The organism is Pseudomonas sp. 910_23 (genome assembly GCF_052850795.1).
In genome coordinates this window covers 84,453-98,680 of record NZ_VXCZ01000012.1, presented here as the reverse complement: position 1 = coordinate 98,680, position 14,228 = coordinate 84,453, and the positions used below count along the sequence as shown (strand labels likewise).

Sequence of the window (14,228 nt, the reverse complement as noted above, 5' to 3'; positions counted from 1 at the left end):
GTTCAAATCGCCTCTAGTTCGCTCAAAAAGTCACGCAGGTCATCAAAATCTTCCACGCTGCCGGCGCGGAAAGTGGCTGCCGCCTGCACGTAGGCACGCAGCGAATCGGTCTGGAACAGTTCCATCAGCGGCACGTCAAGGCCCAATTCGGCTTGCACCCGGGAGGTGATCTGGATCGCCAGCAAGGAATGGCCGCCGACTTCAAAGAAGTTGTCGTTCAGGCCCACTTGCGGCAGGTGCAGGATGTCGGCCCAGATCGCAGCGATCTGTTGTTCAAGCTCGGTTTGCGGGGCCACGTACTGTTGCTGCATCTGGCTCGCATCCGGCAATGGCAACCCCTTGCGGTCGAGCTTGCCGTTGGGGGTCAGCGGCATTTGCGCCAGGAATACGAAGTGGCTGGGCACCATGTAGTCCGGCAGGTCGGCCTTCAAGGCTCGCCGCAGGGCATCGCGGAACTCGGCGGGGTCTGCCAGGCTGACATCTGCCGGCACTACATAGGCCACCAACTGCTTGCCGGTCGGGCCCTCCTGAGCCACTACCACGGTTTCACCGACGCTGACCTGCTCGCGCAAACGCGCTTCGATTTCACCCAACTCGATACGGAAACCGCGGATCTTCACCTGATGGTCGACACGCCCCAGGTAGTCCACCACCCCATCCGGACGCCCACGGGTCAGGTCGCCGCTGCGGTACACACGGCTGCCCGGTTTGCCGTATGGGTCCGGCACGAAACGCTCGGCAGTCAGTGCCGGGCGCTCCAGGTAACCCCGGGCCACGCCCTCGCCGCCCAGGTACAACTCGCCTGCCACGCCGATGGGTTGCAGATTGAGTTGCGAATCCAGGACGTAACCGCTGCGGTTGCCGAGCAAGGTGCCGATGGGTGCGTAGACTGCACCGCATGGATCGCCCTTGCGCGCTTTCCACAACAACGGCGTAACCACGGTTTCGGTAGGGCCGTAGCCGTTGAACAGGTACTTGGGTTTCAGCGCGCGCCAAGCCAGGTCATAGCTGGCTTGAGCAACGGCATCACCGCCAAAGCAATACACCCGTACCGCCGGTGGGTTGCCGTCGCGCTCGGCATGTTCGGCCAACTGTTGCAGGTACACCGGCGGGAAGACCGCCATGGTCACGTTATGGCGGTGCATCTGCTCATAGGTGTATTCCGGCAACCACAGGCTGTCATCACGGATCAACACGCTGGCGCCGTTGATCAACGGGTGCATCCAGCCTTCGTGGGAGCCGTCGAAGGCGAACGACATGAAGTGCAGTTCGCAATCGGCCGGCGAGGTTTCATAGCGCTCGCCGGTGGCGATGATGTGCGCCACCAACGGCCCATGGGACACCGCCACGCCCTTGGGCAGGCCGGTGGAACCGGAGGTGTAGATCACGTAGGCGAGGTTGTCGCCGTCCAGCGCCACGTCTGGTGCCGTATCACTGTAACCGGTCCATTCTTCGCTACGATCAATCGCCAGGGTGGTGAGCCCCTCGGGGATCGGCAGTTGTTGCAACGCACGGCTATGGGTCAGCAGCAGTTGCGCACGGCTGTCCTGCATCATGTACAGCAAGCGATCACGGGGGTACTCGATATCCAGCGGCACATATACGCCACCGGCTTTCATCACCGCCAGGAACGCCACCATGATCTCGGCGCTACGCGGCATGGCAATCGCCACGCGCACTTCCGGGCCGACGCCACGGGCAATCAGGGCATGAGCCAGGCGGTTGGCCTGGCGATCCAGTTCGGCGTAGCTCAGGGTTTGCGCATCGAACTTAACCGCCACCGCATCCGGGGTTTCCCGGGCACGGTCGGCTACCAACTCGTGAACAAGACGCTCGGCGCAGAAACCGGCGTCGGTCTGGTTCCACAGTTCAAGGATCTGCTCTTGCTCCTCCTGGCCCAGCAGCTTCAATTGGCCGATAGCCTGTTGTTGATCGGCAACCATTGCCCGCAACAGGTTCTGCCAATGCCCGGCCATGCGCTCGATGGTCGCCACAGCGAACAGGTCAGTGGCGTAACTCAGGGAGGCGCGCAGCACGGTCGGGCTTTCTTCCACATCCAGCGCCAGGTCGAACTGGGCCACGCCCTCATCCAGATCCAGGACCTCCACGTGCAGGTCGGTCAGGCGACTCAGGTGGCTGTCGGCACCGCTCACACGATGGTTGAACACTACTTGGAACAACGGGCTCAGGCTCAGGCTGCGCTCCGGTTGCAAAGCCTGCACCAACTGCTCGAAGGGCAGGTCCTGGTGCGCCTGAGCCTCCAAAGAGCGCTGGCGTACCTGGCGCAGCAATTGCTCCACGCTCATCTGGCCATGAATATCGGCCTTGAGCACTTGGGTGTTGACGAAGAAGCCTATCAAACCCTCGGTTTCGAGACGGTTGCGGTTGGCAATCGGCACGCCGACGCGCACGTCCTCCTGGCCGCTGTAGCGATGCAACAAGGCCTGGTAAGACGCCAGCAGCACCATCGGCAGCGTCACACCCGCGCTGCGTGCCAGGCTGCGCAAGCCGTCCAACAGCTCGGGGGCCAACTCTATGCCCAAGCGGGCGCCGCGATGGCTTGGCTGTGCCGGGCGCGGGTGATCGAACGGCAATTCCAGCACCGGTTGCTCGCCGCCCAAATGCTCGCGCCAGTAGGCCAATTGACGTGCCTGCTCGCCCGCAGCCATCCAGTCGCGTTGCCATACGGCGTAGTCGGCGTACTGGATCGGCAGCATCGGCAGGCTTGGGGTTTGACCCTGGCTGAAGGCGGCATACAACTGCACCAACTCCTCAACCATCAGTTGCATCGACCAACCATCGGAGACGATGTGGTGCTGCACCAGCACCAGCACATGATCATCGTCGGCCAGACGCAGCAACTTGACCCGCAACAGTGGCCCGCGCAGCAGGTCGAACGGGTGGGCGACCACTTCGGCGACCCGCGCCTTGAGGCCAGCGTAATCGCTATCGACCCGGTCGATATCGACGCAGCCAACGGCCTCAATGACCTGCAACGCACCGGTGGCCTGTTGCTGAAAATGCGTGCGCAAGCTTTCATGGCGCGCCAGCAGGCTGTCGAAGCTGCGTTGCAGTGCACTCAGGTCCAGCGGCCCCTGCAAACGCAAGGCGCTGGGGATGTGGTACGCGGCGCTGGTGGGGTCCAGTTGCCAGAGGAACCATTGGCGCTCCTGAGCGTAGGACAGCGGCAAAGGCTGCGTGCGGTCGGCCTTGAGCAACGCTGGCGCAGTAGCGCACTCCTCGCCCAAGGCCCGAACGAAATCACTCAGCAGCGGGTGTTCGAACAAGGTCTTGAGCGCAACTTCCAGTGTCAGGGCCTGGCGAACCCGCGACACCACACGCGTAGCCAGCAATGAATGGCCACCCAGCTCGAAGAAGTGGTCGTCGAGGCCGACCTGCGGCACCTCCAGCACTTCGGCCCAGATGGCCGCCACCTGCTGCTCGCGCAGGGTTACCGGTGCTATATGGCCTTTGAGTGAATCGCCAACCTCCGGTTTGGGCAGCGCCTTGCGGTCGAGCTTGCCGTTGGGGGTCAAGGGCAGGCTATCGAGGAACATCCAGTGCGCAGGCACCATGTAATCCGGCAGGCGCTCGCGCAGCGCGGCTTTGTACGCCTGCTGTGGCTGCGGTGCGGAGCTGACCAGATAGGCGATCAGGCGGTCGTTATCGGCCAGCACCACCGCTTCGCGTACACCGTCGTGCTCACGCAGACAGGCTTCAATTTCACCCAGCTCGATCCGGAAACCACGGACCTTGACCTGATGGTCGACGCGCCCGATGTACTCCACCACGCCGTCGGCCCGATAGCGTGCCAGGTCGCCGGTGCGGTACAGGCGTTCGCCCGGCGCCCCAAACGGGTTGGGCACGAAGCGTTCGGCAGTCAGCGCCGGCTGCCTGTGGTAACCGCGCGCCAGGCCGACACCGCCGATCAGCAGCTCGCCAGACGCGCCTTGCGGGCATGGCGTGAGGCCGGGATTGAGGATAAACAACCCGGTATTGGCAATCGGCCGTCCAACGAAAGGCTGCGCTTGGTGCAGACGATGAGCCGCTGACCAGATGGTGGTTTCCGTCGGGCCATAGAGGTTCCATACGGGACCTTGCAGCTCGAGCAGGCGCTGGGCCAAGTCGGCTGGCAGCGCTTCACCACCGCACAGACAGGTTATGCCACGCAGTAAATGGGCGAGCGGGCTATCGAGCAACATGCGCCAGCTCGATGGCGTGGCCTGCAGCACACTCGCGGCCTGACGCTGGGCCAGTTCGAGAATCGCCTCAGGGTCGAGGGCCATGTACTGGGCGCTCAGTAGCACTGTGCCGCCCATACTCAGCGGCACGTACAGCTCCAGGGCGAAGATATCGAACGAGAAAGTCGTCAGCGACAACAGCCGCGTCTGCCGGCCAATATCCAAGGTGCCGGCCATACCGCTGGTAAAGCTGCACAGCGCCTGGTGGCCTACCATCACCCCTTTAGGCTTGCCGGTGGAGCCGGAGGTGTAGATGACGTAGGCCAGATTTTGCGGTGTAACGGCAACCTGCGGGTTATATGCCTGCGTGCCGACATCCTCGACCATCAGCACCTGCACGCCTTGCGGCTGCACCAGGCGCCCTTGCAGGTGCGCCTGGGTCAGCAGCACCCGGGCGCGGCTGTCTTCGAGCATGAACGCCAGGCGCTCTGCCGGGAATTGCGGGTCGAGTGGGACATAGGCGCCACCGGCCTTGAGAGTCGCGAGCAAGCCGACCACCATGTCCAGGGAACGCTCCACGTGCACTGCCACCAGCACGTCCGGGCCGACACCCATGGTGATCAAACGATGGGCCAGGCGATTGGCGCGGCGGTTGAGTTCACCGTAGCTCAGGCGCTCCTCGTCGAAGTGCAGCGCGATGGCGTCGGGTTGCGCCACGGCCTGGGCCTCAAACAGCTGGTGTACGCAGTGTTCGTGTGGGTATGGGGTGTCGCTGCGGTTCCAGTCGTGCACCATTTGTTGCCATTGCGACGTGCTCAGCATCGCCAGTTCATCCAGGGGCTGGGAGGCATCGTGCACGACCGCGCGCAGCAGGTTTTGCCAATGCTCGGCCAGACGTTCCACGGTTGCAGCGTCAAACAAGTCGGTGGCGTAGGTCAGGGACGCCCAGAGGCCGTCGGCCGATTCCTCGGTTTCCAGGTTCAGGTCGAACTGCGTGCTGTGACCCGCCCAGTCCATTGGCTGCAACACCAGGCCAGGCAGTTGCACTGAACCCGAACGCAGGCTGCTTTGATGATTGAACATCACCTGGAATAGCGGGTTATGGCTCAGGCTGCGCTCCGGCTGCAACACCTGCACAAGTTGCTCGAACGGCAGGTCCTGATGGGCCTGGGCTTCCAAAGCGCGCCGTTTGACTTGGCCCAGCAACTGCTCGAAAGGCATCTGCCCGTGCAACTGCGCCTGCAGCACTTGGGTATTGACGAAGAAGCCCATCAGCCGCTCGGTTTCGAGACGATTACGGTTGGCGATCGGCACGCCGACGCGAACCTGCGACTGGCCGCTGTAGCGGTGCAGCAAGGTCTGGAACGAGGCCAGCAGGAGCATGAACAAGGTCACGTCCTGGCGTTCGGCCAAGGCCTTGAGCTCAGCCAGCATCACGCGGTCAAGATGGATCTGCCGGCGTGCGCCGCGATAGCTCTGCACCGCTGGGCGCGGATGGTCCAGCGGCAAGTCCAGCAGCGGATGGTCGTTACCCAGACGGGCGCACCAGTAATCGAGCTGGCGTTGTTGCTCCCCTGCCGCCATCCAATCCCGCTGCCAACGGGCATAGTCGGCGTACTGGATCGGCAAGGCCGGCAAGCCCGCGTCACCTTGGTACAGCGCTACCAACTCGTCGATCATGACCTGCATCGACCAGCCATCAGAGATGATGTGGTGCTGGGTAATGACCAGCACGTGGTGCTCAGGCGCGACGACCAGCAACTTGACGCGCATCAATGGGCCGTCAAGCAGATCGAACGGGCGCTGGATTTCTTCGCTGACGGCGTGCTCGATGGCATCGGCGTCGATCGCTTGCTGCTCAATCGGCACGGTCAGACTGGGGTGGACGACTTGCAAGGTGTGCTCGCCCGCCTCCACAAACGTAGTGCGCAGCGGTTCATGACGCTGCACCAGGGCCTGGACGGCGCGTGCAAGTGCCGCACTGTCGAGTTGACCGCGCACGTGCAATGCAGTCGGTACATGGTAAGCCGCGCTGGCCGGGTCCAATTGCCACAGGAACCATTGACGCTCCTGAGCAAAGGACAACGCCAGCGGCTGCTCACGTCCAAGCGCTTGGAGCGCTGGCGCCGTATCGGCCGTCAAGCCTGCGCAAGCCGCCGCGAAGGCTGCCAGCGTCGGCTGTTCGAACAGGGCCCGCAACGGCACGTCCAGCTTGAGGTCGTGACGCACCCGTGAGATCACCTGAGTCGCCAGCAACGAGTGACCGCCGCGTTCGAAGAAGTGGTCGTCCAGGCCAACCCGCTCCACGTGCAGGACCGCTTGCCAGATCGCTGCCAACTGCACCTGCAAAGGGCTCTGAGGTGCCACGTACACGGCGCACGCCTGGCTCAGATCCGGTGCCGGCAGCGCCCGGCGGTCGAGCTTGCCATTGTTGTTGAGCGGCAAGGCATCGAGTACCACCCAATGTCCCGGCACCATGTAATCCGGTAACGCCTGACGCAAGCGTGTCGCCAGTGCCTGCGCTTCCAACTGCTGATCATCGGCGGGTACCACATACGCCACCAACTGCATGCCGATCGCGCTCGGCTGGGCAATCACTGCCGCTTCACGCACGTCGGGCAAGGCTTGCAGGCTGGCTTCGATCTCGCCCATTTCGATACGAAGGCCGCGAATCTTCACCTGATGGTCGATACGCCCCACGTATTCCAGCGCCCCCGCCGCGTTGTACCGGGCCAGGTCGCCACTGCGATAAAGCCGCGCACCGGGCGTGGCGGAAAATGGGTCAGGCAAGAAGCGCTCGGCAGTGAGCGCCGGGCGATCGAAGTAGCACTGGGCCAAGCCCGCCTCGGCGCCGATGCATAACTCGCCCACACCGTCGGTGCTTAGCAGTTCGAAACCGCTGTCGAGCACATACAGCGCACGCCCCGCAATCGCCTGCCCAATCGGTACGCCGTACGCGTCGTTGGCATCGGTCAACTGGCAGTCATGCACGCTGGACACCACCGTGGCTTCGGTCGGCCCGTAGGTATTGACCAGGCGCACATGACCAAGCCCTGCGGCATGCCAGGCACGTACACCCTCCACCGCCATGGCTTCACCGCCCACATGCACCTGGCGCAGCTTGCCCAGGGAGCGGCAGTGCACTGCACATTCCTGCGCCAACAGATACCAGTAGGCCGCCGGCAAGTCGGCCAGGGTTACGCCTTGCTCGACGATCTCCCGCGCCAGTTGCCCGGCGTCCCACAGCTCATCACTGCGCATGATCAACGCTGCACCCACACACAAGGGCGGGAAGCACTGCTCGACAAAACCGTCGAAACTGAAGGTCGCAAACTGCAAGACGCGATCCTCGGCACTCAAGCGGCTGTACAGCGTGGCACTGTCGCAGAATTGACCGAGGGCGGCATGATCGATGGCCACACCTTTGGGCTGACCGGTGGAGCCCGAGGTGTAGATCACATACGCCAGATCAGCAGCGGCGGCAGGGTTGGGCACGTTGGTCGTCGGGTAGCCGGCCAGCTCGTCACCGCAGGCGGTGAAATCCACACGTGCCAGTCCTTGGGGCAATGGCAGATCGACGAGCAAACCCACTTCGCTGAGCAGCAGGTTGAGTCGGCTGTCGGCGAGCATGTAGGCCAGGCGCTCGACGGGGTATTTCGGGTCCAGCGGTACGTAGGCCGCGCCACTTTTGAGTACCGCCAACAGGCTGACAATCAACTGTGGGCCACGACGCGAAGCCAGGCCCACCCGTTGTCCGGGACCGACACCAAGCTCCAATAGGCGATGGGCCAGACGATTGGCCCGCTGGTTTAGCTCGGCGTACGTCAAGCCTTCGCCACCGGCCAGCACAGCCAGGGCGTCTGGGGTGGCCTGGGCTTGGGCTGCGATGCGTTGATGCACGCGCTCGTTACCCTGGGCAGCCGCGGCCGACCGGCTGAGACCGAGCATATTCTGCTGTGCGGTGGCGTCGAGAAGGCGCAGGTTACCAAGGGGTACATGGGCATCTGCGAGCAATTGCGCCAGCAGGTGTTGCAGGTTGGCGTTCAGGCGCGCGACTTGCGGCTCGCTGAACAGCGAACGGTCGTAGCTGAACTCCAGGCGCAGGTTGGCCCCCAGCTCAATGCCCAGGGTCAGTGGGTAGTGCGTTTGTTCATGGTTGTGCAGGCGACCGAAGGTCAGGCCAGCCGGCGCACCTTGCTTGAGCGCCTCGGCAACCGGGAAGTTTTCGAACACCAGCAAGGTATCGAACAGCGCGCCGTGATGGCCGGCCCAGGCCTGGATATCGTAGAGCGGTACATGCTCATGGTCGCGCAGGCTGAGATTGAGCGCTTGCAACTCGCCGAGCCAGCTTGCGACCGACTGGGCTGGCGAGGCTGCACTGATGATCGGCAAGGTATTGATGAACAGGCCCAGTTGCTGCTCGATCCCTGGCAGTGGCGCAGAACGCCCGGCCACGGTGGCGCCAAAGGCCACGCAATCCTGGCCTGTGTAGCGCTGCAACAGCAGGCCCCAGGCGCCTTGCAACACGGTATTGAGGGTCACTTTGTGCTGGCGCGCAAACTCGCCGAGACGTCGGGTAACGTCGCTGTCCAGCGCCACGTGATGGTCCGCCATGCCGATCCCGTCCACCGGCTTGCGCAGTGCCTGGGACAGCAAGGTTGGCGCCGGCAATGCTGCCAGTGCGGCTTTCCAGAACGCTTCGCCAGAGCCTTGCTGTTGCAACCAGCCCAGATAATCGCGCCATTGCCCCAGTGGTGCGGGCACAGCCTGGCCTGCGTAGTGAGCAATGACTTCGCCAAGCAACTGCGCGTTGCTCCAGCCATCCATGAGAATGTGGTGGCTGGTAAAAATCAGGTGCCAGGCCGCGCCCGCACCGCGCACCAGGGTCAGGCGAAACAGCGGCGCGGCATTCAGTGCGAAACCGCGCTCACGTTCAGCCTGGGCCAGGGCGTCGAAGTCGGCATACGGGTCTTCAATCACTTGCAGTTGCAGGTCAACCTGGTGCTGGATCAACTGGTGAGCACTGTCCATGCCCAGCCAATGGAAGCTGCTGCGCAGGGTGTCATGGCGGTCCAGCGCGGCCTGCCAGGCACGCCCGAAGGCCAATAGGTCGAGCCCTTCGATGTCGAGGCGCAACTGGTTGATATAAGACTGGGCCTCGGGCGCAAGCAACGTGTGGAACAACATGCCCTGCTGCATCGGCGACAGCGGGTAAAGATCGGCAATGGCCGACCCCGCCACGGGCAATGCATCCAGTTGCTGCTGAGTAAGACGTGCCAACGGAAAATCCGACGGGGTCACCTGCCCTGCCGGAGCAGCACAACAATGTTCGATCAACGCCTTGAGTTCAGCGGTGTATTCATCCGCCAGACGCTGGACGCTCGACACGTCAAACATCTCGCGACTGAAGCCCCATTGCAGCGCCAACTCACCGCCATACACCTGCCCTTCCACCGTCAACCAGTTGGCCAGCGGTGCCTCGGGATCCTGGGCTTGGCCGCTGCCTTCACTGGCCGGTACGAAGAGTGCCGACTCATTGAACTGACGGTCGAACTGGCCCAGGTAGTTGAACGTAATGCGCGGTGCGGCGAGGTTCGCCAGGCTTTCGCGGGCCTGCGGCGACCCCAGGTAACGCAGCAGACCGTAACCCAGGCCCTTGTCGGGCACGGCGCGCAGTTGCTCCTTGACCGATTTGATCGCATCGGATAACTCGCCTTCGGCGTGCAGACGCACCGGGAACAGGCTGGTGAACCAGCCGACGGTGCGGCTCAGGTCGATGTCGTCGAACAGGTCTTCGCGGCCATGGCCTTCGAGCTGGATCAGCGCAGCGGGTTGTTCGCTCCAGCGGCTGATCACCCGCGCCAGGGCCGTCAGCAGCAGGTCGTTGACCTGGGTGCGATAGGCCGCCGGTGCGTCTTGCAGCAACCGGCGGGTCTGCTCGGCGTCGAGGCGGGTTTCCAGTTTGGTGCCCAGCCGGTTTTGCAGGCCGCCCTCGGGGTGGTCGCAAGGTAGATCGGTGTCGACCGATTGCGCCTGCCAGTACGGCAGTTGTTCGTCGAGGGTTTGCGCGTGGTCGTGAAGTTGCTGCGCCCAATGCTGGTACGCGCTGGTTTTCGCCGGCAGCGACTGTTCGCGGTAAGCCTGTTGCAGGTCTTCGAGCAGGATGCGCCAGGACACACCATCGACGACCAGGTGGTGGATCACCAGCAGCAAGCGTTGGCTGCCATCGGCCATGCTCACCAATGCGGCGCGTATCAGCGGGCCTTGTTCGAGGTCGAGGCTGCGCTGGGCTTCATCACACAGCGCTGCCAACTCGGCGTCGATGTTGGCGTGGGACTGCCACAGCAGCGGCTCGGCGAGGGGCGCCGCATGGCTCTGATGCCAGCCATCCGCCTGCTGCACAAAACGCAGGCGCAAGACGTCGTGATGCTGGATCAGCTGGTTCAAGGCCGCTTCCAGCTGCGCGGGCTGCAACGCCTCTCGCGGGGTCAGCAGCAACGACTGGTTCCAGTGATGATGTGTCGGGATCGCTTGGGCGAAAAAGTGCTGTTGCACTGGGGTCAGAATCACCTCGCCACTGATCTGGCCCTGGTCGATCAGGCTGACTTGGTCGAAGCTGGCCACCCGTGAAAGGCTACGGATGCTTTGGTACTGGAACAGGTCCCGGGGGCTGAGTCGGATACCGGCCCGGCGGGCGCGGCTGACCACCTGGATAGAAATGATCGAGTCGCCACCCAGCTCGAAGAAGTTATCGTCCTGGCCGACCTGTTCAACGCCGAGCACATCGCTCCAGATCGCCGCCAGGGCTGTTTGCAGGTCGCCTTGTGGGGCGATAAACGCCTGTTGCAGCGCTGCATCCGGCAGTGGCAATGCCTTGCGGTCAAGCTTGCCGTTGGCGGTCACCGGCAGCTTGGCCAGGGTGACGAAGTGGGTCGGCACCATGTATTCCGGCAGGCTGCCGAGCAGCCAGGCCTTGAGGTCGGTCGGCTCCTCGCCTTCACACACCAAGTACGCGACCAATTGTTTGCCACCTTGTACCAACACCACCGCTTCGCGCACTTGCGGGTGCTGCATCAGGCGGGTTTCGATTTCGCCCAGTTCGATACGCAAGCCGCGCAACTTGACTTGGTGATCGAGACGGCCGAGGTATTCGATCACACCATCGGCGCGCTGGCGCACACGGTCACCGGTACGATACAGCCGCTCACCCGTCACGAACGGGCTTGGCACAAAACGTTCGGCGGTCAACGCCGGGCGCCGATGATAACTGCGCGCCAGGCCAGTACCGCCCAGGTACAGCTCGCCAGCTATACCGTCAGGCACCGGGTTGAGTTGGGCGTCGAGCACATAGGTGGCGAGGTTGGCGATCGGGCGGCCGATGGGTACGCTGTCGGCGCCTTCGTCGATGCAGGTCCAGTGGGTGACGTCAATGGCCGCTTCGGTCGGGCCATAGAGGTTGTACAGCGCCGCACCCGGCAACTTGGCGAACACCTGCAGTTGCGCATCCAGAGGCAAGGCTTCGCCGCTGCACACAATGCGCTTGAGGCGGGTGCACGCCTGCACGCCCGGCTCGTGGATAAATGCCTGCAGCATCGACGGCACGAAGTGCAACGTGGTGATGGCGTGCCGGCCGATGGTTTCGATCAGGCGTGCCGGTTCACGGTGCTCCCCAGGCGCCGCAACCACCAGGCGCGCACCGGTCATCAGCGGCCAGAAGAATTCCCACACCGAGACGTCGAAGCTGAACGGGGTTTTCTGCAACACTGCATCCGCGGCATCCAGGCCGTACGCCTGCTGCATCCAACTCAAGCGGTTGACCAGCGCTCGATGGCTGTTGCCGGCGCCCTTGGGCTTGCCGGTGGAGCCGGAGGTGTAGATCACATAGGCGAGATTGAGTGCATCAATAGCGACGGCGGGCGCTGTGTGGCTGTAGCCGTCGAGCCACAGCGCCGGCTGATCCAGAGCGATCACCTGGATTCCGGCAGCCGGCAGCGCGGCCAGCAGGCTTTGCTGGCTGAGCAGCAACCGAATGCCGCTGTCTTCGATCATGTAGGCCAGGCGTTCCTGGGGATACTCGGGGTCGAGGGGCACGTAGGCGCCACCGGCCTTGAGAATCGCCAGCAGGCCGATGACCATTTCGACGGAACGCTCGACACAGATCCCCACCAGCACGTCGGGGCCTACGCCCTGCTCGCACAAGGCGTGGGCCAGCTGGTTGGCCCGGCTGTCGAGCTGGGCGTAGGTCAAGGTGGTTGTACCGAATACCAGTGCCGGTGCATCCGGGGTGCGCTGAACCTGGTCTTCGATCAGGTGATGAATTGCGCGTTCGGTTGGGTATGACTCGGCAGTCTGGTTCCAGGTGTGAACCAGCCGGTGCTGTTCTTGGGCATCAAGCATCGACAATTCGCCGATACGCTGTTCGCCATCCAACACCATCGCCTGCAACAGGCTGATCCAGTGTTGGGCCATGCGGTCGATGGTCGGCGCGTCAAACAGGTCATTGGCGTAGGTCAGCGCGGCGTGCAGGGTGCCGGATTTTTCATAGGTGTCCAGGGTCAGGTCGAACTGCGTGGTGCGGCCTTGCCATTCCACCAGGGCCAGCTCCAGGCCGGACGCGGTACTGACCGAAGCGATGTCGGCGACGACCGGCTGGTGGTTGTACATCACCTGGAACAGCGGCGTGTGACTCAGGTTGCGCTCGATTTTCAGCGCTTCTACCAGGCGCTCGAAGGGCAATTCCTGATGGGCCTGGGCACCCAGCGCGTGTTCCTTGATGCCTTGCAACAGCTCGGTGACGCGGGTTTGCCCGCTCAGTTCGGTGCGCAACACCTGGGTGTTGACGAAGAAACCGATCAGCCCTTCGACTTCAGTGCGGTTGCGATTGGCAATCGGCACGCCGACGCGGATATCACCCTGGCCCGTATAGCGATGCAGCAGCACATTGAACGCGCCCAGCAGCAGCATGAACAAAGTGACGTTGTGTTTTTGCGCGCAACTGCGCAGTTGTACCGCCAATGCCGGATCAATCGCGAAGTTATACCGCGTGCCTTGATGGCTGGGAATCGCCGGGCGTGGGTGGTCGGTGGGCAGTTCCAGTACCGGATGCTCGTCGCCCAGGCGCGCCTGCCAGTATTCCAACTGGCGCGCCTGCTCCCCCGCTTCCAGCCAGCGCCGTTGCCACAGGGCATAGTCGCTGTACTGGATCGGCAGCGCCGGCAATTGCGGTTCTTCGTTGCGCTCATGGGCGTCATAGCAACGAATGAACTCGTCGATCAGTACGTTCATCGACCAACCATCAGAGACGATGTGATGCAGGGTTAGCAGCAGCACGTGCTCTTGATCGGCGAGTTTGAGCAGTTGCACACGCAGCAGCGGGCCGTGCTCCAGGTCGAACGGCAACAGGGACTGGCGGGTAGCGGCGTCGCTGACGGCCTGCTCGCGCTCGGCGGCTGGCAAGGCGCTGACGTCCAACTGCTCGACATTCACCGCCGGTTCTACCGCCACCTGCGTCAAGCGCTCGTCGGCCTGTCGCTGGAACACGGTGCGCAGGGTTTCGTGACGCGCCACCAGGCTGGCGAACGCCTGCTCCATCGCAGGCAGGCTCAGCGCGCCGGTCAAGCGCACCGCGCCAGGCAAATTGTAGGCGCCACTGGCCGGTTCCAATTGCCAGAGAAACCACATGCGCTGCTGCGCGTAGGAAAGCGCCTGGCGATCCTCAACCTCCACCCCTGCCGGTATCGGAAACCTGGAAAAATCCACGCCCTCTTTCTGCAGGGCTTGCAGGAACAGTTGGCGTTTTTCCAGGGGCAGCCCGATAAACCGGCGAGCAAGTTTCAAGGAGTCTTCAGCATTCATTTCTTCGAATCCGGGGCAATAGGCGGGAAGCACAAAGGCACGTCGTCCCTATAAAACGAACCGGGAAGGGAAAAATTAGCGGGGGGATGGGTGGCATCGAGCGAGCTGTCATCAAGGGTTACATCAATTCCGGGAAAGGCACACGCCCCCGAGCTAGCATTGACGAACACCACTTTTTGCAACTACATTTAG

General features: G+C 63.1%; 1 protein-coding gene. It reads right to left on the bottom strand.

Features of this window, described 5'->3' with window-relative positions:
• Positions 1-2 precede the first annotated feature (2 nt).
• The gene (locus tag FW800_RS16145) at positions 3-14,036 is read right to left on the bottom strand and encodes a non-ribosomal peptide synthase/polyketide synthase (RefSeq protein ID WP_446437963.1); all 14,034 of its coding nucleotides are present in this window, start codon (positions 14,034-14,036) and stop codon (positions 3-5) included.
• Positions 14,037-14,228: the final 192 nt, after the last annotated feature.